General features: G+C 62.2%; 19 protein-coding genes and 1 pseudogene. 6 read left to right on the plus strand and 14 right to left on the minus strand.

Translation table 11 applies throughout. The annotated features are described in order from the left end of the window. Nucleotides 1-18 precede the first annotated feature (18 nt). The 6 genes from GM415_RS05850 to GM415_RS05875 form a co-directional block, all read right to left on the minus strand. Entirely contained in the window at nucleotides 19-396 is a 378-nt protein-coding gene (locus GM415_RS05850) for a hypothetical protein (RefSeq protein ID WP_158946884.1), read from the minus strand. Further along, nucleotides 393-1,730 carry an NlpC/P60 family N-terminal domain-containing protein gene (locus GM415_RS05855; protein WP_158946885.1) on the minus strand — a complete coding sequence of 446 codons (1,338 nt, stop codon included), beginning with the start codon at nucleotides 1,728-1,730 and terminating at the stop codon, nucleotides 393-395. Before GM415_RS05855 ends, GM415_RS05850 begins: the two co-directional genes overlap by 4 nt. A gap of 8 nt (nucleotides 1,731-1,738) precedes the next feature. Beyond that, nucleotides 1,739-2,314 carry a flavin reductase family protein gene (locus GM415_RS05860; RefSeq protein ID WP_158946886.1) on the minus strand — a complete coding sequence of 192 codons (576 nt, stop codon included), beginning with the start codon at nucleotides 2,312-2,314 and terminating at the stop codon, nucleotides 1,739-1,741. Nucleotides 2,315-2,465: 151 nt separating this feature from the next. After that, nucleotides 2,466-3,548 carry a hypothetical protein gene (locus GM415_RS05865; protein WP_158946887.1) on the minus strand — a complete coding sequence of 361 codons (1,083 nt, stop codon included), beginning with the start codon at nucleotides 3,546-3,548 and terminating at the stop codon, nucleotides 2,466-2,468. Then, nucleotides 3,548-4,231, minus strand: a complete 684-nt coding sequence (locus GM415_RS05870; protein ID WP_158946888.1) for an alpha/beta hydrolase — start codon at nucleotides 4,229-4,231, stop codon at nucleotides 3,548-3,550. Before GM415_RS05870 ends, GM415_RS05865 begins: the two co-directional genes overlap by 1 nt. Nucleotides 4,232-4,336: 105 nt before the next feature. Next, nucleotides 4,337-6,355 (minus strand): methyl-accepting chemotaxis protein, encoded by a 2,019-nt coding sequence (locus GM415_RS05875; protein WP_158946889.1) that lies wholly within the window; start codon nucleotides 6,353-6,355, stop codon nucleotides 4,337-4,339. 282 nt (nucleotides 6,356-6,637) lie between these two features. On the opposite strand from GM415_RS05875, the gene GM415_RS05880 reads away from it, so the two are divergent. After that, entirely contained in the window at nucleotides 6,638-7,222 is a 585-nt protein-coding gene (locus tag GM415_RS05880) for a phage connector family protein (RefSeq protein WP_158946890.1), read from the plus strand. Between the two features lie 56 nt (nucleotides 7,223-7,278). Here the strand turns inward: GM415_RS05880 and GM415_RS05885 are convergent, their stop codons facing one another. Beyond that, a complete protein-coding gene (locus tag GM415_RS05885) occupies nucleotides 7,279-7,824 on the minus strand; it encodes a thermonuclease family protein (RefSeq protein ID WP_242012370.1) in 546 nt (181 codons plus the stop codon). 27 nt (nucleotides 7,825-7,851) lie between these two features. On the opposite strand from GM415_RS05885, the gene GM415_RS05890 reads away from it, so the two are divergent. Next, nucleotides 7,852-8,688, plus strand: coding sequence for an MBL fold metallo-hydrolase (locus GM415_RS05890; protein ID WP_158946891.1), 837 nt, complete (start codon nucleotides 7,852-7,854; stop codon nucleotides 8,686-8,688). 193 nt (nucleotides 8,689-8,881) lie between these two features. On the opposite strand, the gene GM415_RS05895 is transcribed toward GM415_RS05890, so the two are convergent. The 5 genes and pseudogenes from GM415_RS05895 to GM415_RS05915 all read right to left on the minus strand — a co-directional run bounded on the left by GM415_RS05895 (nucleotide 8,882) and on the right by GM415_RS05915 (nucleotide 12,738). Continuing rightward, a complete protein-coding gene (locus GM415_RS05895; RefSeq protein ID WP_158946892.1) occupies nucleotides 8,882-9,130 on the minus strand; it encodes a hypothetical protein in 249 nt (82 codons plus the stop codon). Between the two features lie 51 nt (nucleotides 9,131-9,181). Further along, entirely contained in the window at nucleotides 9,182-10,012 is an 831-nt protein-coding gene (locus GM415_RS05900; protein ID WP_158946893.1) for a phage capsid protein, read from the minus strand. 544 nt (nucleotides 10,013-10,556) lie between these two features. Then, nucleotides 10,557-11,561 carry an asparaginase gene (locus tag GM415_RS05905; protein WP_158946894.1) on the minus strand — a complete coding sequence of 335 codons (1,005 nt, stop codon included), beginning with the start codon at nucleotides 11,559-11,561 and terminating at the stop codon, nucleotides 10,557-10,559. A 64-nt stretch (nucleotides 11,562-11,625) separates the two neighbouring features. Further along, nucleotides 11,626-12,177, minus strand: a pseudogene (locus GM415_RS05910) (DsbA family oxidoreductase); the annotation flags it as partial. 117 nt (nucleotides 12,178-12,294) lie between these two features. Beyond that, nucleotides 12,295-12,738, minus strand: coding sequence for a hypothetical protein (locus GM415_RS05915; RefSeq protein ID WP_158946896.1), 444 nt, complete (start codon nucleotides 12,736-12,738; stop codon nucleotides 12,295-12,297). Between the two features lie 268 nt (nucleotides 12,739-13,006). On the opposite strand from GM415_RS05915, the gene GM415_RS05920 reads away from it, so the two are divergent. The 3 genes from GM415_RS05920 (at nucleotide 13,007) to glnD (ending at nucleotide 17,432) form a co-directional block, all read left to right on the plus strand. After that, nucleotides 13,007-14,209, plus strand: coding sequence for an ammonium transporter (locus tag GM415_RS05920; RefSeq protein ID WP_158946897.1), 1,203 nt, complete (start codon nucleotides 13,007-13,009; stop codon nucleotides 14,207-14,209). Between the two features lie 78 nt (nucleotides 14,210-14,287). Beyond that, nucleotides 14,288-14,626 (plus strand): P-II family nitrogen regulator, encoded by a 339-nt coding sequence (locus tag GM415_RS05925; protein WP_158946898.1) that lies wholly within the window; start codon nucleotides 14,288-14,290, stop codon nucleotides 14,624-14,626. Nucleotides 14,627-14,825: 199 nt separating this feature from the next. After that, nucleotides 14,826-17,432, plus strand: a complete 2,607-nt coding sequence (gene glnD, locus GM415_RS05930; protein WP_158946899.1) for a [protein-PII] uridylyltransferase — start codon at nucleotides 14,826-14,828, stop codon at nucleotides 17,430-17,432. Nucleotides 17,433-17,511: 79 nt separating this feature from the next. Here glnD and GM415_RS05935 read toward each other — a convergent pair whose 3' ends face one another. Together GM415_RS05935 and GM415_RS05940 are read right to left on the minus strand one after the other, a co-directional pair. Beyond that, entirely contained in the window at nucleotides 17,512-18,603 is a 1,092-nt protein-coding gene (locus tag GM415_RS05935) for a glycosyltransferase (RefSeq protein WP_158946900.1), read from the minus strand. A gap of 2 nt (nucleotides 18,604-18,605) precedes the next feature. Then, complete coding sequence (locus GM415_RS05940; protein ID WP_158946901.1) at nucleotides 18,606-21,311, minus strand: bifunctional acetate--CoA ligase family protein/GNAT family N-acetyltransferase; 2,706 nt, start codon at nucleotides 21,309-21,311, stop codon at nucleotides 18,606-18,608. A 426-nt stretch (nucleotides 21,312-21,737) separates the two neighbouring features. On the opposite strand from GM415_RS05940, the gene GM415_RS05945 reads away from it, so the two are divergent. After that, entirely contained in the window at nucleotides 21,738-22,565 is an 828-nt protein-coding gene (locus GM415_RS05945; protein ID WP_158946902.1) for a GEVED domain-containing protein, read from the plus strand. Nucleotides 22,566-22,785 lie beyond the last annotated feature (220 nt).

The raw sequence follows: 22,785 nt of genomic DNA on the forward strand, positions 1-22,785 counted from the left end.
TTCGTCAAAAAACGGGCGTCATGGAGCGAGGCTGAATTCGTCCTCACCGATGACCAGGCCGGTCACCCTCCGGTGGGCCACGGTTCTGTTCGTGGCCTCCATGTCGAAGTAGCGGATGGTGACGGTCTGTCCGTGGGCGTCGGCAAGCCGCTCGTACACGGCCTCTTTCATCCTTCCGGGAACCTCGGGGCCGATGACGTAAGCGCCGTCTTCGGTGTCGAGGGCCAGGATGCCTTCCCCGGCATACTGATCCATGCCGGTGATTCGGGTGGTGACGGAGAGCTCGGGCGTGTCGTGGGGGACGAGAGGCGGGGCCTCCTCGTGGGCGGTCCGCGCCGCACAGCCTCCGGCCAGCAGCAGGAGGGAGAGCAGGAAAGGCGCGGCGTGCCTGGTCACGGCCTGATCTCCGGGCCGGGCAGGGTGGTCATCCCCGAAACGGCTTCGATGTAGAGGCCGTCAGGCCGAGCCAGGTCCGGCAGTTCGATGCCCGGCTCCAGGGTGGTGATGACCGCGCGGCCTATGACCTTACGTCCATAGAGGCCGCTTCGTTTGGTTTTCAGGCCCCAGGCCGCGTGAAGCACCACGGGATCACCGTCCTGCTGCCCGATGTAAAGCATGATGTGTCCCGGCTTGCGGATGAGGGACAGGAACGGGGTGGCCGTGGCCGCGATGAACCGTTTCTTGTCCTTTCTCGGCATGCCATCGAGCGGGACGTAGGTCCCTTTTTTGACCTGCTGGCTGGAGTTGCGCGGCAGGTAAATGCCGAAGGCGGCCATCAGGTCCATGGTCAGTGCCGAGCAGTCCCGGTTTTCATAAAGCCCGCCCCAGCCGTACTGCCTGCCGAGCATGACGTTTGCCACCTTGGCAAAGTTGGCCGGAGTGGCGGGCAGGGGCCACGGTCGGACCGATTGATCCGACAGTATGGCCTCTTCCAGCACGGCGTTGCCCTGTCGGTCCCGCACCGGGATCAGGCAGATGTTCACCTCGCCCTCGCGCCGGGCTACCGGCAGGAGGGTGCCCACGTAGCCGGTGAATCGATAGAGGCCCTCACGATCCAGGATGGAGAGACCGTCCCGGACCACGGCGGCATAGGCGCCGCTGCGGAATGCGTCCATGACGGTCTTGTCCACCCAGGCGACATCCCGCACAGGGACCCAGCCGAAGGCGAAACGGGATTCCACCAGCACCCAGGCGCGGTCCGCGCTCAGGTGGGTGGCGTGAAGCGGCGTTCCGGCCAGGACCAGGGAATTCTGCATGTAGTCGAAGGGATAGCCTTCGCCCGCCAGGCTGAAATCAAAGAACGCGGGGTGGGCCGTGGGCAGGACCCGCATGGCGGTGTTGGCCACGGCTATGGCCCGCCGGTTCAGGGACGGGTATTCGTCCACGCGGCACTGGCGACGCATCTCGTCCAGCCAGGCCGTCGAGCGGCGCAAGGTGTTCTCTCCGTACAGGTCCTTGTTCGCATAGGTGGTCAGCCCCCAAAACGCTTCACTCGCCGGATAGCCCGGCTCGTTCCGTTCCCAGGGGGCGAAGTGGGCGGTCAGGAATCGTTTCGCAGCCGCCTGCTGGACCTTCACTGTCAGCAGCGGCACGTCCGGCGCGAGGCCGTGATACGCCCCGGCGTCCTGAACCAGTCGGGTCAGGTCGGCCACGGGAGGGCTGACTGTCCGGGGTGAACAACCGACCAGCACCAGGAGCGCGAGGAGGAGGAAACCGAACGTGCGCCGCATGACCGGGCCTAGTCCTTGAGGTATTTCCTGCCGATGTCGAATCCCTTGCCCACACGTCGGCCCACGGTGTGGTAGTCGCGGGCGCCCGGGGAAAAGATGAGCGGCAGAATTTTTTCCACGTCGGGGTGCTTGCCGTCGATGAGTTTGTCCTCGTCGCACTTCACGTCCTTGATTTCGCCGATGAGCATGGTGTGGACCCCCACCTCATGGGTTTCCAGGAGGGTGCACTCGATGACCAGCGGGAATTCGTCGATGTAGGGGGCGTTGACCACGTCGCTTTTCACGGCGGTCAGTCCGGCTCTGGCGAGCTTGTCCTCATTCTTGCCGGAGGCCATGCCGAGGTAGTCGGCCTCTGCGGCCATGGCCTCATTGCAGATCGAGATGGTGAACGCCTTGTGTTTCATGATGCCCGCATAAGTGTGGCGGGACGGGCGCACCGACACGGTCATGGCGGGAGGCTGGGATGAGGCGATGCCGCCCCAGGCCGCGATCATGGCGTTGGGTTTGCCGTCCTCGTCGAATGCGCCCACAGCCCAGACGGGAGTGGGTTGGGCCAGGGTTTTGGCTCCGAGTGATTTTTTCATATGTCGTTGCTCCTTTTGGTCTTGAAAGTGACTCCATACCCCATTGCCGGGGGTTTGAACACCGCCTTTAGAGGAAAATGCTTCCTCTCACGGCGCGGATAGTGCCTGACACGCGGATTTAGTGACCTTCTTGCGGGAATTCCGGGACAGATCAGCGTCTGGAAGGCTTGTCGGACAACTCGCTGAGATGCGGCAGCTTCGGTTCCTTCCGACATATGAGAGAGTCTGCCAGTGATGCGCACCATCCGCAAGCGCGGCATGCTCCGGAACATTGCGCCGTCTTCTCGAAGAATTCAAGGGGTATCGATGCGTTGGGCAGGTCGATGCGGTCGGCCAGGTCGCCCATGGCGTCCATGAGGTCCAGCAGGTTGCCGGGATAGTGCCCCTCCAGGTAGGCGTCCACCGCGCGGCCAAGAAAATCAGCGCCCCTGGTCCTGCCGCAGAGCTTGATTCCGTCCACAATGTCGCAATAGCGTCCCATGTCCTCTGGCCGGATGAAGGGCGAGGCCAGGAGCAGGCCGGGATCGTCGAGGAAGCGCCGGATGCAGCCCAGGTCGTGGTTTATGGCGAAGGTCCGATCCCGGCACAATCCGGCCACGGACATGGCCAAATGCGCGTCGTGTGCGGGCTTGTACGGACAGGCGGGCAGGCATCCCTCATTGGCCATGAGCAGGAAGCGCATGCCGGAATAGAGTTTCCGGATTTCACGAACCGTGTCCCGCAACCGGTTGAAGTCGCGATTCAGGGAGCGGTCCAGGACCAGCCTGGAGGGTTGGCGAAAGGCGGTCCCCGCGATCATGTCCAACATGGCGAATATTCGCCGGGGAGAGTCGGGCATGGCATTGATGGAGATGACGGCCTCCAGCTTTTCGGCCACGCCGGGATGGGCGTCCGACAAGGCCTGGAGGTAATACGGGTCCGCGAAGATCAGCCCCTGGATACCGGCCTCGTCCGCCAGGTAGTCGAGCCGTGCGGCGGCGGCAGCCAGGACTTCGGCGGAAAAATAGGCCTCGGGCCGGTGCAGCCGGGTGTTGAGCAGGACGAACTTGGGAACTCCGTCCAGGGGTTTGAGAGCCCGGGCCAGGTCTTCGGGCGCGTGGCGTTCCATGCGCGGCCTGGCGTCTGCCAGGGCCGGGTCGAAGAGGCTGAAGTGGACCGAGGCGAGCCGTCCGGTCCGTTCGGCCAGAAACTCCGCGTAGCCGGAGTCCGGCAGGAAGGGTACGTCCAGTTGCATCAGCGTCCTCCCTTGGCAAAGATGGCCGTTGGCTGAATCCATTCGGGCCGGGGTTGGTAGAAGAGACCGTGCCCCTTGTTGGATTTGATCCGGGTTTCCCGGAAGGTCAACCCCTTTCCCGATGATTGCGCCGTGGCCTGGCGGCATGACCCTGCGACCATGTCGCTTCCGGCATAGATCGAGTAGAGGCGGCCCTTGAGCCGTGCCCCCCGCTTCCGCTTCAGGAATTGGTCGAACAGGTAGCCTCCCTGGCCGTGACCGCAGCCTGCCATGATCACGAAGCCCACGGCGGGGTCGCCAAGGGAGGAGGCGATGAGCAGCGCGATGTGTCCGCCTTTGGAGAACCCGGCAACGGTAATGTTGTCGGGCGGAACGCCGGCAGCCTTGAGGCGACGGATCTGCCCGATGATTCTGTCAGCGTATCGGTAGGGATTGACCCTGCCCCGCACCTCTTCGATAACCACCAGTCCCCGGTCCTCGTATTCCTTGACGATATTGTCGTAGAGATAAGGGCCGTAGCGTGGGCTGACGCCATTTTTCCCTGTTTCCTCCAGAATGGCTCCGTGGAGGTAGAAAAGGTATTTGTCCGTTGTATTGGCCGTCTTGAGTACGGTCTCGAAAGGAGCGGCAAATCCGCTGGCGGCGGTCAGGAGGACCAGAACGAGAGGAACGAGGCGGTGCATGACAGGCTCCATGGGCCGGAACGTGGACCCGGCCCGCCGCTTTTAACGAGGAAAGGGGTGTGCCCCGTCGACACACCCCTTTCCGGTTAAAGTGGAAAGGAGGGATTAAAACGCTTCGAAATCCTCATCGTCCGTTCCCCGGTACCCTCCGCCCGAAAGCGGGGTTGCTTGCGCCCGGGGCAGCCCTTGCGCCGGAATGTCACGACTTTTCACCACGACGCTTCGGGTGCGAGGGGCATCCTGTTTGTCGGTGGTGAAAAAGGTCATGGACTGAGCCAGCATCTGGGCCTGGGCCGAGAGTTCCTCGGAGGTGGAAGCCATCTCCTCGGAAGCCGATGCGTTGTTTTGGACAATGGTGTCTAACTGCCCTATTGCGGCACTTATCTCCGTGACGCCCTTGTCCTGCTCCAGACAACTGGAAGCAATTTCCTTCACCAGTTCGGCGGTTTTGCCGATCTGGGGTACTAAATCCTGTAGCATGCTTCCGGCTCTGTCCGCAACTCCCATGGAGGTATCCGAGAGCTCGCCGATCTCCTCCGCAGCCTTGCCGGAACGCTCTGCCAGCTTGCGCACTTCCGCGGCAACCACGGCGAATCCCTTGCCGTGTTCGCCCGCCCGCGCGGCCTCGATGGCGGCGTTGAGGGCCAGCAGATTGGTCTGTCTGGCGATCTCCTGGATGATGGTGATCCGTTCGGCAATGGCCTTGAGGGCATCCATGGCCTCGCTGACCGCTTCGCCCGATTCCTTGGCCCCTGTTGCCGCTCCGGAGGCGATGGCCTCCGTTTCCCTGGCGTTGTCCGCATTGGAGCGGACTCCGGCGCTCATCTGTTCCATGGAGGCCGACACCTGCTCGATGGACGCTGCCTGCTCGGTCACCGATTGGGATAGGGCCTGTGCCGTGGCCGACAACTCCTCGCTGCCCGAAGAGACGCTGTCGGTGGCACTGTTGACCTCGCCCACCACATGGTTGAGTTGGGCGGCCATGCCGGACAGGGAATCGGCCAACTGGCCGATCTCGTCCTTCTGGGAAATGTCCACCTTGGCGCGGAGGTCTCCGCTGGAAACAACCTTGGCGAAATCGATGCCCTTTTGCAGAGGGCCGATGATGCCCTTGGCAATAATCCAGGCGAGGAATATGCCGAGCAGGACCGAGGCCACGCCGAAAATCATGACGCCGGTCAGGGTCCGGTCGGCTTCGTCGAGCATCTCCTTGTCCGTCATGATGTTGTCGGCAATGGTGGCCGTCGCCTTGTTGAGGATTTCCTGCACCGAGTTCAGAGCGGGCACCGTGACCGTGGCGTAGATGTCTTTGGCCTTGTCATACCCTTCCTGCCGCCGGTCGTTGAGGGCGATGACGCCATCGATGGCCCCGAGCGTGGCCTCGGCCAGGCTTGAAGTCCTGTTGCGGAAGAAATCCTGGGCTCCGATCCTGTCTCCCTCGTCCAGCATTGCGTCGATATCCTTGGCCGATTCGTGCAAGGCCATGTGAGGCTTGAAAATATGCTTGACCAGCGCGCCGAACTCCGCGTCCTCCTGCATCCACCTGGTTACTTTATCTGAGTAAAGCCATTTGCCGAGGGCGCAGTTATGCGGGTCGGTCATTACGTCGGTGGAGTGGGCATCGGGGTTGATGAGGGCATCCTTGATCCGGCCCATCCACTTGAGGTGGTCGAGCTTCTTGTCCCGCAGGAATGAGCCCAGCTCGACGTCCGCCGGCGCATAGGCTTCGCCGATGGCTACGGCTGATTGGTGGAGCTTGTTGTGGTAGGCCTCGATGGAGGCCATGAGCGGCTTGATGGCGGGCACCAGCTCTTCAGCCTTGGTGCGGGCATCGCTGTAGTACCACTTGCCGAAGGCGCACTTGTGCGGATCTGTCTGGACTTCGAGCTTGTTGATATTGGAGTCCGTCAACAGAGCGTTGACTTTTTCCGACCATTTCAAATGGTCCACGACCCGTTGGGTGAAATTCCCTCGTAGCTCGTTTCCGGCGATGACCTCTTCGGCGTTTCCGACGATGCCTTCGATGCCGAACACGGCCCATCCGCCAAGGGATACAAGAAGCAACAGTATGATGCCGAATCCCATGGCGAATTTAAGGCAGAGTTTGCAGTCTTTCCAATTCATGACCATCCTCCCGTACGTCATCTGGAAATCAAACAGCTATTTTAACGCGTCCCCCCCAGTCCGCGATAGTACTGCTCTGGCACCATGTATGGAATTAAGCAATTATAATGGAAGGGATAATGCATTGGAAGGTGGATAAATGTTGTCAACACCCGATTTCATGCCATTTTCGCCCTAAGATGCCCTTTTTTTGCCCGATTTTATCCGCAGGAAAAAGCGCATGCTATGCTTTCCGCGTCCCGAATTCGAGGAGGTGAGCTGAAAGGAAAAGAGGAAAGAATCATGGCAACTAGCATCATTGAAATCTGTAATAACGCGCTGCTGGACCTGGGCGAAGACTCCATCATGTCCCTTGGCGACGAGTCCAAGGCCGCCGGGCTGTGCAACCACCGCTGGCCCGCCGTGCGCGACGCGGTCCTGCGCACCCATCCCTGGAACTGCGCCATGACCCAGGCCGAGCTGGCCGCGGCAACGGCGGCTCCCCTGTGGAAATGTGAATACAAATACACCCTGCCCACCGACTTCCTGCGCATCGTCCGCATCGTCGGCCAGGACTCCACTCCGGTCATGGACTGGGAGATCCAGGGCGGCATCATCCTCTGCAACGAGGAGGCTCCCATCTACATCTCCTACGTGCGGCGCGAGACCGACCCAAGGCAATATGACGCCCTTCTGGCCGAGACGTTCTCCGCGCGCCTGGCCGCCACTCTGGCCTATCCGCTGTCAGGATCGACCTCTCTGGCTCAGGCCTGCTGGAGGACCTACCAGGACAAGCTGTCCGAGGCCCGGGGGGTGGATGCCCGCGAGGGCGTGCCCGAATCCGTGGTCCCCACCGGCTGGCTCGGGGCCAAGGGAGGGAGGCTGTAGAAGGAAAAACAAAGGGGGCATCCGCCCCCTTTTTCATTGCCGTGACTCCGGCCTCGTCATCGTCTCCTGTGTCGCTTGCGCCACTGGTAGGGCGTTTCTTTCAGTCCGCCCCGTCTCCAGAATCCCCTTTTTTTCTCTTTGGCCATCTCCTGGGCGCGGGCGAGCGTGTCGCTGTGTCGGGTGTTGGGCGGATATTCCGTGGCCAGGGCAAGCCCGGCACCGACAATGGCCTCGTTGAGCATCCGGTCGCCGAGGTATGCGTAGGCGAGCATGCGGCCGTAGCGGTCCTTGCGTTCCTTGTCGAACTCCAGGGTCAGGGTCTGTCCGAAGCAGAACTTGAGAGTGAAGGCCTTGGCCTGCGTGCCGTACTCCTGGCCCCATTCCGGTGCGTCGATGCCAATGAGCCGGAGTTCTCGCGTCCGGCCATGATATTCGATGCGCAGGGAGTCGCCGTCGATGACTGAGAGAAAACGGGCGGTCTCCGCGGCAGGGGAGGGCGCGGACCACCCGCAGAGGACGAACAGGAGGCAGAAGACGCGAAGGAAAGGGAGAAAGGCGTTGCGGGAAGGCATGGGGAGCGTGTAAACCGGATTGAAAATCAATACCAGCCCCAATAAAGGACGGTCCCCATGAAACTGACGTTCCTGGTCGAGAACAACTCCCTGGTCGGCAACTACCTTCTCTCCGAATCCGGCCTGTCCATCCTCATCGAGGACAGGGAAAGCCGCATACTCCTGGATACCGGCTATTCCGATGCCTTCCTGCGCAACGCCCTCAGTCTGAATGCGGACCTGTTGCATCTGGACTGGCTGGTCCTGTCCCACGGTCATTATGACCACACCTGGGGCCTGGAGGCGCTCATCCGCCACTATTTCGAGGCCGCCTCCCTGAAGCGGGATGTTTCCCGGCCCAAGCTCCTGGCCCATCCGCAGGCTTTTCTTTCCCGGGTCAACAAGAAGGGGCTGGAGACCGGCATCCTGCTCGGCGAGGAGAAGCTGCGCCGTCAGTTCGAGGTCATGAGCGAGGCCGGACCGGTCTGGCTCAATGATCGGCTGGTGGCTCTGGGCGGCATCGAGCGGGTCTTCGATTTCGAGCGGGCCAAGCCCCTGGGCAAGCGGCTGGAGCCGGAAGGGCCGGTGGACGACCATATCCCCGACGACACTTCCCTGGCCTATGTTGCCGACGACGGCCTTGTGGTCATCGCCGGCTGCGCCCACGCAGGCATCTGCAACACCGTGGAGCAGGCAAAGCGGATAACCGGTGTGGACAACGTCCGCGTCGTGCTCGGCGGCTTCCATCTCCAGAAGGCCAAGCCCGAGCGCCTGGACTCGACCACCGATTACCTTGCCGAATTGGAGCTGGAGAGCCTGTACGCCTGCCACTGCACGGATCTGGCGGCCAAGCTCGCCTTGGCCCGGCGCTGCCCCTTGCGCGAGGCCGGGACCGGGCTCGTGCTGGAGTTCTGATTCCTTTCACCGACGAGCCTGAACACAGAGGGCTGTCGGGTCTTCCCCTGCTTGCCACTGTTTCGTGACGTGGCTGGAGGAGCTCAGGGCCTCCCCCAATGACTCTCCCGAACAAGAAAAGGGGGACCGCTCATGAGCGGTCCCCCGTGTCCGAACCGGGAGGGTTGTTCTGTTTTTACAGTATGAAGGTGTTCTAGCTTCCGTTGACCACCGTGACGGTGCCTGCGGTGTTGGTGGCTACCAAAAGATCGACAGCGTCGGCCTTGGTTGCCCCGGTGCAGGCGATGACGATGTCGCCGGTGTCCAGATTGTAGTCTTCCACCGCCTCGTCGAAGTAGCCGGAGGCCGTGATGTCGGCCGTCAGGTCCTCGGTGCGGTAGATGAACAGCTGCTGGCCGGGAACGCCGCCCATCAGCCGCATGTCTTCACTGATATAAGCCATGATTGTTCTTCCTTAAGGGGCGGAGAGGGGCATTCCCCTCTCCGGTTGGGGTTAGAGGATGACCGCGTCGTCGTCGCACTGGATTTCGATGACGCCGTCCGGGTCGATGAGGCACGCGCCCGCGCTGAGCATGTGGTCCACCAGGTGGGCGGCCTTTTCCGGCACCCAGTCCACGTAGGCCTTGACGTCCTGGCCTTCGGCCAGTCCCAGGGCGTTGCGGTGGTAGATGAAGCAGGAGCGGGTGCCGGTATCCAGGGGCAGCCCGGTGTGGAACATCCAGGTGATGCCGAGCCAGGTGCGGGATTCGGTGCCCTTGAGCCAGGGGTACTGCTCGCCGGAGAAGTCGCTTGACTTGAACTCCTGGATGTTGAGCAGTTCGTTCCACTGGTGGGGGCCCACCAGGGCGAAGCGGTGGCCGTCGTCGGCCACATCGTTGGCGTTAAGGGTTCCGAAAGCCTGGAGGATCTTGTCCTTGGTCAGGCCGGAGGTGGCCTCGGCCACCACGTTGGTGGCGCCGATCATCTTGGAGATGACCAGCTCGTCGATCTTGCGGCCCAGGGCCCAGGCCCCGGCGTCGGCGGCCACCTTCTGCTCGTCCTGCTTGTCCTTGAGTTCGTCGAGCTTGTCGACGTACTCGGCGGCGTACCAGTCGGACAGGGTGCAGGATACCGAGGTGTGGTTGAGGTTCATGAGCGGCACGTTGCCGTGGCGGGTCTTCTTGCCCGCGGTGCCCTTGCCGACTTTCTGGAAGACGCATTTGGAGCCCTCGACCTTGGTCTGCAGGCGCACGGTGTTCCTGATTTTGGAACCGCGCTGCTGGTAGGACTGGTGCACCATGTCCGCGTATTCGGTGACGAACGAATTGGCGATGGTTGTGGACATTGCCGTTTTTCTCCTTGTTGGGTTGGGGTTTCTTGACGATCCGGGTGTCCGTGAAACGGCGCATGCCTCGGGTGTCCTCCAAAGTGGGACGGAACCGCTCCGTCCCGCTCCGGCGGGCCTTGGCGCAGGCCATCGGGCCGGATGCGAAACCCTACCCCCGACTTTTCGGCCAGGATGAAAACGGGTGAGAATGGCATGAGAACGGGCGAAAAAGGGATAAGAAAAGGTGTTGACAGGTTTTCGAGAAGGCCTGTTTTACGATGAAAAGAGACAATGAAACCCGAAAGGAAAGACTGTCCGAAGAAACGCCCTCCGCCGTATTCTGCAAACATTACCCAACTCGAGCGATAAAGGACTTTGAGCGAAGCGAGCGACAAAAAGTTTAGGAGGGTCTTGGGAACCCTTCCCAAAGGGTTCCCGAGCCGTCGGAGACGCCTCCCCGGCGAGGGGCCGCCAGAGGCTCACTCAACCAAAGCTCGGCCAAAGAAAAACCCCCGGCGAATTGCCGAGGGTTAGGGGAGTGTTCCTTTATAAAGAAAAGTCACTAGACGTCTTCGAACATATCTCGGATCTCTTCCATACTGCTGGTCAGACCCAGCGCGCACATAAGCCGGATGCGCGCCTTGGGGCCGCCGAGCCGTCCGCAGAGGATGATGCCCTTGTCCTGGAGGTCGGCTCCGCCGCCGGGGTAGCCGTAGATGGGCCAGACTCCGCCCTCGATGCAGCGGGTTGCCAGGACCACCGGAATATTGTCCGCAAGGCATGCCTCCAGGGCTGGTACCGCACCGGGCGGCACGTTGCCAGCACCGAAGCCCTCAATGACAATACCCTTGTTTCCCACGCTTTTTGCATGATCGATAAGCGATCGATCCATTCCCGTATATGCGGTGAGCAGGGCGACCTTGGGCTCGATGGCCGCAGGGGAAATCTTACGCCTGGGGGCGTGGTGCAGGGGGCAGCCGGCCAGGATCACGGACTCTCCCGCCACGTAGCCGACGATGCCTGCTTCGCGGGATTCGAAGGCGTCCACGTTCAGGGAGTTGACCTTGACCGCCTCCCGCGCCGCGAAGATGCGGTCGGTCATCAGCAGGCACGCGCCCGTGCCCGGCGGAATGGGCAGCAGGATGGCCCGCACGGCGTTGATCAGGTTACGGATGCCGTCGTAGCCGGACTCGGAGTAGTAGCGCATGGACCCGGTCAGGATCACGGGCTTGTCCGAGTCGATGACCAGGTCGCAGAGGTAGGCGGTCTCGGCCAGCACGTCGGTTCCGTGGAGTATGACCGCGCCCAGTACCGAGGGGGCGGCCAGTCCTTCCTCGACCTCGCGGGCCAGCCGGAACATGTCCTCCGGGGTCATGTGCGGGCTCGGCTTGTCCGACCACAGGACGGGCTTCAGACGGACGTTCTCGTCCTGGGGGGCCAGCTGGTTGAGGAGCTTCTCGAAGTTGCCTCCAGGCGCTACGCCGTGGACTCCTTCCGACGGCGACATGCCGATGGTTCCGCCAGTAAAGAAAATCAATATTTCAGAGTGTTGCTTCTGTGTAGGCATTGTATTGCAGTTTGTTGCGGTTATTTGTGGTCAATGGCTTGCAGTCTCGCAGTCTGTTCCTGCGTCACAGGTCCGAAAGCGACCTTAACACCTCGCGGAAACGGTCTTCGGAAACCGCCCCGGTGATGGTCGGGCCACCCTCGAAGAAGAAGGCTGGGATGGCGGTGACACCGCGCGCCTTGGCCTCTTCGCTGCCCTCTGTCACGCGCTTGGCGAAGCGAGCCTCGGCCAGGGCTCGGTGCAGCCTGTCCGCATCCAGGGAGCACTGCCGGGCCACGTCGAGCAGCACGGTCATATCTCCTATGTTCCGGCCTTCGGTAAAGTAGGCCCGGAAGACCGCCCGGTGAAAGTCGTGGTAACGCCCCTCGTCGCGGGCGAACTCGGCGGCCTCCAGGGCGAGGTGGGTGTTGCTCAGGGTGTGCATGTCCGCAAACTCGAGGCCGTAGGGCTCTCCCCGCTGGCGACAGGTCATGGTCACCTGGTCGATGTCGAACCGGGGGAAAAGATCGGTCATGGGCCTCCCTTCCTTGGGTGTTTCCGGGTGGATTTCGTGGGGCAGCCAGATATCGTCGATGGCGAATTCCATTTTCAGCGCGTCGACAATTCCCGTGCCGACATAGCAAAATGGTCACACAAAGTCCGAAAATATATAAATGGTTATGGACATCGATAAGTCTCCGGAAACTTTCTTTTCACGCACTTGGGCGTGTCGTCAAAAAAGACATCTCTTCGGCTATTCCACAAAATGAAGCTGGGGGACCCCGCCCTTGTCCAGGATGCGAACGATGGCCTGCCACCGCTCGTAGCAACCAGTATGTTGGTCGTCCGGCGGCTCCATGTCGTTTCGGTCAAAGGGAATCTCGGCCACTACATAATAGGATTTGGTGAAGACCAGAGCCCAGTGTTTTCCGTCGTCCCACTTGAATCGGTAAGGGAGTTTGCCCCGGGTTTTGAAGTCTCCCCCGGCACCGGGCCGGACAACACAGACCGCATCCCAGTCGTAGTATTCCAGGAAGGCGTCCAGGGAAAAAGGTTGCTGGTGATCATATTGGCCCGACTTGAGCGCCTTGTTGAAACGCTTGGCCACATACGTGTCCGTGTAGTCGAAGTTGACGGCAATCAGGATGGCCCCGGCCAGGACCACAAATACGATGATGGCGCTCTTCAGCCTCGTCATGCACGCTCCTTACGGGTTTGACGGCGGATATGTCCCGGGGACGATACGCGTCCCCACTCGGCGGGTCAATCGGCAGCGCCACGCTGAAGGATGGGGGCACCTGACGAATGCAGATATGTAATTTTTGCCTTTTACAAAATTGGAAAAAAAAATCAAATTTTTGCAGAATTGTAAATCGATTTTAATTCAAAATTGTAGAAATGGCTAAACCACGGGGGTTGTCGGCTGGCCTCTCTTTTGCATATAGGGCCGCCGGAGGTATGAAAGTATGAATCCCACTGACAACGCATTCATTTTGATCTGCGCGGCCCTGGTCATGTTCATGACCCCGGGCCTGGCCCTGTTCTACGGCGGATTGGTCCGCTCCAAAAACGTCCTGTCCACCATCATGCATTCCTTCATGATGCTGGGCCTGGTCTCGGTCCTGTGGGCCGTGATCGGCTACACCCTGTCCTTTGGCTCCGACATCGGCGGCCTCATCGGCGGGTTGGACTTTGCTTTTCTGCAAGGCGTCGGCATGGACAACGCCGGATCCCCGGCCGACAACCTGCCCCACCTGACCTTCATGATCTTCCAGTGCATGTTCGCCGTGATCACGCCCGCCCTCATTTCGGGTGCGTTCGCCGAGCGCATGAAGTTCGGCGGGTTCATGGTCTTTTCGACCCTGTGGCTGATCCTGGTCTACGCCCCCATGTGCCATTGGGTCTGGGGCGGCGGCTGGATGGGCGAGATGGGCGCGCTGGACTTTGCGGGCGGTGCGGTCGTCCACATGAGCTCCGGCGCTGCGGCCCTGTGCTGCGCCATCCTCATGGGCAAGCGCAAGGGGCACGGCTCCACCGCCTTCATCCCGCATAACCTGCCCATGACCATTCTGGGGGCGGGCATCCTCTGGTTCGGCTGGTTCGGTTTCAACGCCGGAAGCGCCCTGGCCGCTGATGGAGTGGCTGCCAACGCCTTCGTGACCACCCACATGGCCACCGCCGCCGCAGCCCTGTCCTGGATCGTTGCGGAATGGTTCCACGGCGGCAAGGCCACTACCCTTGGCGCGGCCTCGGGCGCAGTGGCCGGACTGGTCGCCATCACCCCTGCCGCCGGTTTCGTTACCCCCATGTGGGCCATCGTCATCGGCCTGTGCGCGGGCGTCATCTGCTACGGCGGCATCATGCTCAAGAACAAGTTTGGCTACGACGACGCCCTTGACGTTGTCGGCATCCACGGCGTTGGCGGCACCTTCGGGGCGCTGGCCACCGGCGTGTTCGCCACCGTGGGTGCGGATGGCCTGATCAACGGCAACGCCCATCAGCTTTGGGTCCAGTTCGTCTCGGTCGTCGCCACCTGGGCCTTCTGCTTCGTCATGACCTTTGTTATCTTCAAGGTGGTGGACGCCACTGTCGGCATGAAGGCCAACGACGAAGAGCAGGACAAGGGTATGGATATCGCGGAACACTCCGAAACGGGGTATCAGTGGTAGACGGACCCGAGCCGGGCGTCCGTTTCCGATACCGGGAGAACCCGAGTTGAACCCATTGCTCTGCAAGGAGAGAGAAATATGAAGAAAATCGAAATCATCACCAGGACGTTCAAGCTCGACGAGGTCAAGACGGCCCTCGCCGGGATCGGCGTCAAGGGCATGACCGTCAACGAAGTCAAGGGATTCGGCCGCCAGGGCGGGCACAAGGAAGTGTACCGCGGCGCCGAATACCAGGTGGACTTCGTGCCCAAGATCAAGATCGATGTGGTCGTCGAGGACGACTTCGCCGCCCAGGTGGTCGAGGCCGCCAGGGACGCCGCCCGGACCGGGCAGGTGGGCGACGGCAAGATCTTTGTTTCCCCGGTGGACGAGGTGGTCCGCATCCGCACCGGCGAAACCGGCGATGAAGCCATCTAATCAGGCCCCCAGTCCCGCCCGGCAGCGTTCCGGGCGGGATTTGCCGAAGCCCTCGGTCCGAGAGTCCCGATAGGCTTCCCTTCACCTCGCCGGCCTCTTCGGAGGCTCGGCTGAACCGCCGGGGCGTACCGACCAGCGCCCCGGCGGTTCAACCCCATCCCGGCTTGCCGCCGCACTCCTCAACCGCTAGGCTATCCGCATGCAGCCAGACGCCCATCTCCCCGAATCCGCCAAGCGCCTCAAGCAGGCCAGGAGCGACCTCTGGGCGCGGGCGAAAAATGGCTCGGTGGGTGGCTTTGCCTGGGAGTATTCCCATCTGGTCGACCAGTATTTCGAAGACCGCATCCTGGAGGCGGGCGGCCAGCGCTTCGCCTTCACCCTCGTGGCCGTGGGCGGTTACGGACGCGGTCGCCTCTGTCCCGGCTCCGACGTGGACGTGCTGCTCCTGTTCAAGCGGAGAATCCCCTCGGGTGCCGCTGCCTTCGTCAAGAAGCTCCTGTTCCCCTTGTGGGACCTCAATTTCGATCTCGGCCACGGCGTACGCACCGTCGCCGACTGCCTGGCCCTGGCCAAGAAGGACTTTCAGGTCCTGGCCTCGCTCCTGGACGCCCGGCCCCTGGCTGGTGACGCCGATGTCTTCCAGGCCTTCCGCGCCGCCTTCGACGCCAAGGTGCTCAGGCGCAAGGGCAAGGTGTTCGCCGAAAGCCTGCGTGAGCACAATCGGACGCGGGCCGCCCAGTACGGCGACGCCACGGGACGGTTGGAGCCCGAACTGAAGAACGGTCTGGGCGGCCTGCGCGACGGGCAGCAGGTCCTCTGGCTCTCCCGGGTGCTGGAGGCAATGGGCGGGAAACCCCTCTTCCTGCCCGAGGAGCTCGCCCGGCTGCGCGAGGACCAGGCTTTTGTCAACCGCGCCCGCACCGCTCTGCACCTGGCCGCCGGGCGCAAGAACGATACGCTCTTTTTCGACCTCCAGCCGCCCACCGCCCGGTTGCTGGGCTTCGCTCCGCAGGACGGCAGCCCCGAGTCCATGGGCCGCGCCGTGGAGTTCTTTCTTTCCCGGCTGCATCAGGCCATGACCCGTATCAAGGCCATGCGCCAGGCCCTGTATCAGGAGGGATTCCCGCGTCCGTTGGAAAGGGTCCCGGTCCTCTCGGTACGCAACCTCGGAGCCGGACCGCAGGGCATCTATTTCAAGTCCCAGGCCGCAGCCACGCCCGAGAATGTGCTCGACGCCTTCCTGGAGTCCTCGCGCACGGGTCTGCCCCTGACCTGGGGGGCGCGCAGGCTCATCCGGCGCGACCCCGGCAGGATTGCGGCCCGGCTGATCGACAAGCGGCAGACCCTATCCATCCTGGTGGAGATATTCCTGTCGCCCAGGGCCGAGGCCGCCTGCGACGGCTTGCTGGAGACACGGTTGCTCCCGGCCATCTTCCCCGAGTTTGGCGACGTGGAGCACCTCATCCAGTTCAATGACTACCACGTTCACCCCGTGGGGCGGCACACCATGGCCGTCATTGCCAGGCTCGCCGCCTTTCGGGACGGTGAACCGGCTTGGGCAGGCGAGATTTTCGCCCGGATAAGCGATCCCAAGCGGCTCATCCTGGCCGGTTTCTTTCATGACCTCGGCAAGGGACAGCCGAGCCATTCCAAGGCCGGGGCACGCATGGCCCGCGATGTCCTGGCTCGCTATGGAAGGGACGGGGAGACCATCGAGGACGTGGCCTTTCTGGTGCAGCACCACCTGCTCATCCCCAAGGCCGCCACCCGCCACGACCTCTCCGACGAGCGAGTGGTCCTGGACGTGGCCGCCACCATCGGGACCCCGGAGCGGCTGGAGATGCTCTACCTGCTCTCCGTGGCTGACTCCACGGCCACAGGGCCCCGGGCGTGGAACAACTGGACCCGCTCGCTCCTTTCCGAGCTGTATTTCAAGGTGAAGCACCTGCTGGACCACGGCCCGCTCTCCGGGCCGGACGCGGCCAAACGGCTGGCCGGTGTCAGGGAAGAGGTCCTGTCCGCCAGCCGGGACAAGGACCCGGAGTTCATCAAGGCGGCCATGGACGCCATGCCTCCGCGCGCCTTTCTCGCCTTTGACGCACCAGTGCTGGCCCGGCAGATCGCCCAGGTGGAGCGGTTCTGGAAGGCTCTTGCCGAGGACCGAATCCGCAAGCCCTCCCGCATCGCGGGCAAGGGTGTGAACCTGGTCGAGGCGGAGCCGGGCCGGGCCAAGGGCACCTACCGGCTGACCATCACGGCCCTGGACCGCACCGGCCTCTTCTCCACCCTGGCCGGGGCCATCGCCCTGCACGGCATGTCCATTCTGGCCGCCGATCTTTTCATTTGGAAGGACGGCACCGCCGTGGACGTGTTTACGGTCAGCGACCCGCCGGAGAATCTCTATCTGGAAGAAGTCTGGGCCCGTATTTCCCGTTCCATCAGCTACGCCCTGCTGGGCAAGCTCGACCTTGCGGCCCGGCTGGAGGAGAGGCGGAGGTCGCCCCTGACCCGGGATCGGTCCAAACCCCGACTCAGGCCGTTGGTCACCGTGAACAACGATCTGAGCGATTTCTATACGATCATAGAGGTGGCGGCCACGGACCGCACCGGCTTCCTGTTCGATATGGCGCGGGTTCTGGCCGAGCACCATCTCTCAATTCATCTTGCCAAGATAACGACCATCAAGGGCCGGGCAGCCGACATCTTCCACGTGCGGGACGAGGACGGCCAGAAGGTGCTGGACGAAGGCCGCATCGAGGTCATTCGCACTGCGCTGCTCACCGCCTCGGGCGGCCCGGAGAGTTGATAAAGTCCATTCCGGCAGACTGTGGAGTGCCGGGGCACGCCTGTCCTTCATATGTATGGGGCAGAGTAGGGGGTGGGGCTTAGTCGGCCTGTTTCCGGTAGAGCTTCAGGTAATCCGCCGCCATCCGTTCGGCGGTGAAGCGTTTCTTCCCGGCGGCAAATGCGGCCTGGCCCAGTTCGCGGCAGGCGGAGCCACTGGTCAGCAGGGTTGTGGCGGCCTGGATAAAGGCGTGTTCGTTCCCTGGCTCCACAAGGATGCCGGTCGCTTGGTCCGTGATCTGCTCGGGCACGCCGCCCACGCCGTAGGCCACGGCTGGCAGGGCCTGGGCCATGGCCTCCAGCAGGACGAGCGAGTGGTTGTCCGCCTTGGTCGGGTAGAGGAGCAGGTCCGAGGCGGCCATGATCAGGGCCAGTTGTTCGCGCCTCACATAGGGCCAGACCACCAGATCGCCGTCGCGGCCGGCGGTATCACCTCCCACAGTGAAGCAAAGGGCCTCGGGCACGTTGGCCTTGAGCGCACTCCAGATGGATTTCCAGCGGTTGCCTGACTTGTATGCTGCGTCAGTGGCGCCGTGAGCTGTGAACAGGACCACTCGCGCTGCCGGATTGATTCCGAGTCGGCTCCGGGCCTCTCGTTTGCTTGTCGGCCGCTCAGGCCAGGGGATGCCGTTGGGGATAACGGTCACGGGCCGGAAAAGGTGGGTTTTGGCCAGCCGGGCCAGCCATCGGGATGGAGCGGCAAGCGCCGGTTCGAGGCGATGAATCTGGCGAAGCTTTTCCTTTCGCAGGTCCGCGGCCCCCGGAAACTTGCGCGGGCAGGCCGGGACGCACCCCGCGTTCAACTCCGGACAATCCAGCGGGTAGGGGCAGCCGCCGGTGAACAACTCGCAGTCGTGCAGGGTTATGACGGTCCGGCGGCCGGGCGGAATGGCCTCCAGCAGCGCGGGCCAGTCTCCGGTGCAGTGGACATGGGCCACGGCCCCCCTGGGCAGGTATCTTCCGAAATCGCCGGGCAGGATCGCGGCGGAATCAGGGCCCTCCCCCAACTCGAAGCTGAGGTTGGCCTCAATGCCCGCCTCGGCCTGGGCTTCCATGAGCAGTCTGGCCACGCGCGTGGCTCCACCGGAAGATTCCAGACCCGTATGGTGGTAGACCGAAACCGGTTCCGTCATGCTCAACCGTCCGCCTTCTCCATGTCCAGAACCATGTCGACCAGGTCCTCGTCATGCGGATCGGGCATGATCTTGAAGCCGAACTTCTTGGACAGTCCCTGCATGGCTTTGTTTTCTACCATGGTTTGCCCGGTGAGCTGTTTGGTGCCGCGATCCTGGGTGTAGCGGATACCCTTGTGGAAGAGTACGGAGCCCAGCCCCGCACCTTTCTGGTCGGAGCGGACCACAATGGCGAATTCCGCCTCGGAGTTGTCGGGCCGGGTGTTGGTGCGCATGACGCCCAGAGTTTCGGGTTCGCCGTTTTCGTTCATGGACGTGGCGATAAAGGCCATCTCCCGGTCATAGTCGATCTGGGTGAAGCGGGCTATGTCCTTGTGGTCGAAGTCGCGCTGGACCACGCCGAAGAAGCGCAGCCGGAGGTCTTCGTCCGAGAGCTGAGCCAGGAAGGCGCGGTGGGTGTCTTCGTCCTCGGGCCGGATGGGCCGTATGGTCACCTTGCGGCCGTTCTTGAGGATCACGCACTCCTCCAGTTCGCGGGGGTAGGGCCGGATGGCCAGCCGTTTCTCCCCGTGCCCCTCGAACGGGGCGATGGCGATCTTGCCGCCCAGGGCGAGCACACCTTCGCTGTCCGCGTAGAACGGGTTGATGTCGATGGACGTGATCTGGGGCACGTCGATGAAGAGCTGGGAAATCTGGATGAGGGTCAGGCAGATGTCGTCGATGTCCACCGGGGGCTGCGAGGGCGTGCCCTTCAGCAGCGTGGCGATGCGCGTACGCCCGACCAGTTCCTTGGCCAGGGACATGGACAGCGGGGGCAGGGTCAGGGCCTTGTCCTGAATCATTTCGCGGGCCATGCCGCCGTGGCCGAAGGCCAGGACCGGGCCGAAGACCGGGTCCACGTTGGCGGAGATGAACAACTCGTGCGCACCCGGCCTGCGCCCCATCTTCTGGACCGTGAAGCCCTCGATGTAGGCATCCGGCCTCTCTCGCGTGCAGCGGGCAAGGATGGAAGCCGCGCCTTCCCAGACGCGTTCGGGTGTTTCTAGGTCGAGGAGCACGCCGCCCACGTCATAGGGTTGGGGGACCTGGGGACTGCGTAGCTTGATGGCCACGGGGTAGCCGAGCTTGTCTGCCGCGATGACCGCTTCCTTGGCCGAGACCGCGATGCGTGTCTCCACCACGGGCACGCCGTAGGAGGCCAGGATATCTTTGGCCTCGGGTTCGGTCAGGGATTCCCGTCCCTGTTCGAGCGCTTTGCTGACGATCTCCCGCGCCGTATTGGTGTCCGGGAAGAAATCCGACGGCAGCGAGTCCGGAGTCTCGATCAGCAGCTCCTGGTTGCGCAGGTATTCGGCCATGTACAGGAACGCGCGGACCGCCTGGGTGGGGGAGTCGTAGGTGGGGATGTCCGCTCGGCGGAATGTCTCGCGTGCCTCCTCGGCCGTGCCCGAGCCGAGCCAGGCAGTCAGGACCATGCGCTTGACTCGCTTGAGCGCATCGCGAAGCGCTTCCGCCACTTCCACGTCCGGCTGGGCGGTCCAGGGCACGTGCATGACCAGAATGCCGTTGGAGTTCTTGTCCTTGAGCAGCAGCTTGAGCACCTGGGCGTAGTCCTTGCCGTCTGCATTGAACGGAATATCCACGGGGTTGGAGCGCGACCAGTTGTCCTCGCCGAGCACTTCGCTGATGGCATTGATGGTCGTTTCGTCCAGTTTGGCCAGCTCGCCGCCGCCGGCGAGGAGTCGGTCGGCAGCCAGGATGCCCGCGCTGGTCCCGTTGGTCAGGATGGCCAGCTTCTTGCCGAACACGTGCTTGGGCGTACCCAGGGTCTGGGCCGCGTCAAACAGGCCATCAATGTTTTCCACGCGGAGCATGCCCGCCCGGCGGAAGGCCACGTCGTAGACCGCGTCCACCAGCCGGTGGTCTCCGGTTTCCCGGAGCTTGAGGTCGCCGAGCACCGTGTCCAGGGCCTGTCCGGGCCGGATGACCAGCACGGGCTTGTTGCGCGATGCTGCCCGAGCCGCGGACATGAACTCGCGGGCGTCCTTGATGGACTCGACATAGAGCATGATGGACCGGGTCAGAGGGTCGGAGCCGAGGTAGTCCAGGATGTCGGAAAAGGAGACATCGATGCGGCTGCCCAGTGCGATCATGTGCGAAAAACCGATGCCTTTGGCGCGCGCCCAGTCAAGGACCGTGGCAAACAGGGAGTCGGACTGGGAGATGAAGGCCACCTTGCCGGGAGCCACGTCCGAGTGCGCCAGAGAGGCGTTCAGGTTCAGTGAGGGAACCATGAATCCCAGTGACTTTGGGCCGATGATCCTGATATCGGGCGGATTGGCGATGGACAGGATGGTTTCCTTGATGTCCTGTCGTTCCTCCCGGTTCATGGCGGCGAATCCCGCACCCATGAGCACCGCGCCACGGGTGCCTCGCTCCTTAAGAGAGTGAATGATCTCGGGCACTTCATCCAGCGGGGAGCAGACGATGGCCAGGTCCGGTGTCTTGGGCAGGTGCTTGACCGACGGATGGGTCAGAACCCCGGCGATGGCCTCGGCCTCGCTGGACACGGGCATGACCGGGCCCATGAAGCCGCCCGCCATGATGTTTCGCATGACAATGTTGCCTGCGTTGCGCGGGTCGTTGGTGGCGCCGATGACTGCGACGGATCGTGGCTTGAACAGGTATTGGAGATTGGTGACGCTCATGGATTCCTCATGATTGGGTTGGTGCTTTGCCACGTTACCTTTTTTTGTTGCCGCCGTGCAACAGCATGTTTCTTGAGGCAATTGAAGAATTCGTTCCCCTCCCTCGCCCCTGTTTGGGCTGCCGTCAGGGCTAAAAAAAGGGAGAATCAGGTGTAATTGTCAAAAATCAGCAGAAAATCGTAGAAAATAAAATTCATCATGTGGAAAACTTTTTGCTGTGAGAAGAGATAGCTCTTATTCCGCAATGCTTTTCGGCTGAAGGGCGTGGTTGTTTAAAACTGTTAACAGTTGGAGAAAATCTGTCGAGGCTCTTTACAATTCTTTAGATTGCGATTCCGTAACCTGTTGAAATGGTGTGGTTGGCCTATTGTTTGCTATCGAGATCGTCACTCGTAGCGATACAAAAATTAAAAGGTGCGAAACGCAATGAAGAAAATGATATTGATCGCCGCAGTGGCGGCTCTGGGCATCCTGATATGCAGCGGACCGGCCCTGGCCCATTTTTTCCCTTCTTATCCGTATACGTCATGGCCCTGGCCCACCCAACCGGTGCCCGAGCCCGATCCCACTCCCGAGTACCCCGAATTGACCGTGGAGTATATCCGCACCGCCACCGGAGCGGAGGCGAGCGTGAGCACCGCTCCCGGTTACACCCAGGTTTCTCATACCACCGACTATTGGCAGCGCCTGGGCAACCAGTGGCTGGTCAACGACGGGGTGGACTGGTCCGTTGACGGCGGCGCCTCCTGGGGACACGATGTGATGCATTGGGGGCACTCCGTGATTTTCCGTTTTGATTTCCAGCGCACCGACGATGGGCTGCACGAGTACGATCAGCTCAAGAGCTGGATCGACTGGAACGGCGATAAGGATTGGGACGACGCGGGAGAGCAGCTCATCGCCGAGAAATGGTACCAGTGGGACCCGAGCGAAGAAAAGCCCTTCTATTTCGACAACTACAGGTTGGACAACGGCCTGCCGGTCAACCTGATCCAGCAGTATTTCTTTGCCGAAGTGGTCGTCCCGGACTATGCCGTCCTCGGCGAGACCTGGCTGCGGGCCCGGGTGCACTGCACCGAAACGCCTTTTGAAGATTTCAGCTGGGATAACAACGTGACGCAGGGTGAGGTTGAGGACTATGCCGTGATCATCGCTTCGCCCGAGCCGTCCACGTTCCTCCTGCTCGGCGCGGGGCTGCTCGCGCTGCTCTGGGCCGGAGCCCGGCGGAACCGTGAGGCCAAGGTCCGAGCCTGATTCCGCTTCTTTTACCAGAATGCGAAACGCGCGGCAGGATTTCCTGCCGCGCGTTTTTTTGCGTCTGCCGATACCGATCGGCAAAGGGGCGTGCAAAAGGATTTCCCACGACTCTCCAAACAGGGTAGCATTGCCATGCCCCGCTTGCTCGCAGGACAGGAGGCGGTGAAAAGCCCTTTATGAAGGGGCTGCCGTTTATGGGGCGAGGATGCCATTTACC

Source organism: Pseudodesulfovibrio cashew, assembly GCF_009762795.1.
Lineage (GTDB): Bacteria > Desulfobacterota > Desulfovibrionia > Desulfovibrionales > Desulfovibrionaceae > Pseudodesulfovibrio > Pseudodesulfovibrio cashew.

What these genes read in the sequence shown, in the direction of transcription:
- GM415_RS05855 (WP_158946885.1), bottom strand. Translation starts at nt 1,730, where the DNA reads ATGCGGCGCACGTTCGGTTTCCTCCTCCTCGCGCTCCTGGTGCTGGTC.
- GM415_RS05860 (WP_158946886.1), bottom strand. Translation starts at nt 2,314, where the DNA reads ATGAAAAAATCACTCGGAGCCAAAACCCTGGCCCAACCCACTCCCGTC.
- GM415_RS05865 (WP_158946887.1), bottom strand. Translation starts at nt 3,548, where the DNA reads ATGCAACTGGACGTACCCTTCCTGCCGGACTCCGGCTACGCGGAGTTT.
- GM415_RS05870 (WP_158946888.1), bottom strand. Translation starts at nt 4,231, where the DNA reads ATGCACCGCCTCGTTCCTCTCGTTCTGGTCCTCCTGACCGCCGCCAGC.
- GM415_RS05875 (WP_158946889.1), bottom strand. Translation starts at nt 6,355, where the DNA reads ATGAATTGGAAAGACTGCAAACTCTGCCTTAAATTCGCCATGGGATTC.
- GM415_RS05880 (WP_158946890.1), top strand. Translation starts at nt 6,638, where the DNA reads ATGGCAACTAGCATCATTGAAATCTGTAATAACGCGCTGCTGGACCTG.
- GM415_RS05890 (WP_158946891.1), top strand. Translation starts at nt 7,852, where the DNA reads ATGAAACTGACGTTCCTGGTCGAGAACAACTCCCTGGTCGGCAACTAC.
- GM415_RS05895 (WP_158946892.1), bottom strand. Translation starts at nt 9,130, where the DNA reads ATGGCTTATATCAGTGAAGACATGCGGCTGATGGGCGGCGTTCCCGGC.
- GM415_RS05900 (WP_158946893.1), bottom strand. Translation starts at nt 10,012, where the DNA reads ATGTCCACAACCATCGCCAATTCGTTCGTCACCGAATACGCGGACATG.
- GM415_RS05905 (WP_158946894.1), bottom strand. Translation starts at nt 11,561, where the DNA reads ATGCCTACACAGAAGCAACACTCTGAAATATTGATTTTCTTTACTGGC.
- GM415_RS05915 (WP_158946896.1), bottom strand. Translation starts at nt 12,738, where the DNA reads ATGACGAGGCTGAAGAGCGCCATCATCGTATTTGTGGTCCTGGCCGGG.
- GM415_RS05920 (WP_158946897.1), top strand. Translation starts at nt 13,007, where the DNA reads ATGAATCCCACTGACAACGCATTCATTTTGATCTGCGCGGCCCTGGTC.
- GM415_RS05925 (WP_158946898.1), top strand. Translation starts at nt 14,288, where the DNA reads ATGAAGAAAATCGAAATCATCACCAGGACGTTCAAGCTCGACGAGGTC.
- glnD (WP_158946899.1), top strand. Translation starts at nt 14,826, where the DNA reads ATGCAGCCAGACGCCCATCTCCCCGAATCCGCCAAGCGCCTCAAGCAG.
- GM415_RS05935 (WP_158946900.1), bottom strand. Translation starts at nt 18,603, where the DNA reads ATGACGGAACCGGTTTCGGTCTACCACCATACGGGTCTGGAATCTTCC.
- GM415_RS05940 (WP_158946901.1), bottom strand. Translation starts at nt 21,311, where the DNA reads ATGAGCGTCACCAATCTCCAATACCTGTTCAAGCCACGATCCGTCGCA.
- GM415_RS05945 (WP_158946902.1), top strand. Translation starts at nt 21,738, where the DNA reads ATGAAGAAAATGATATTGATCGCCGCAGTGGCGGCTCTGGGCATCCTG.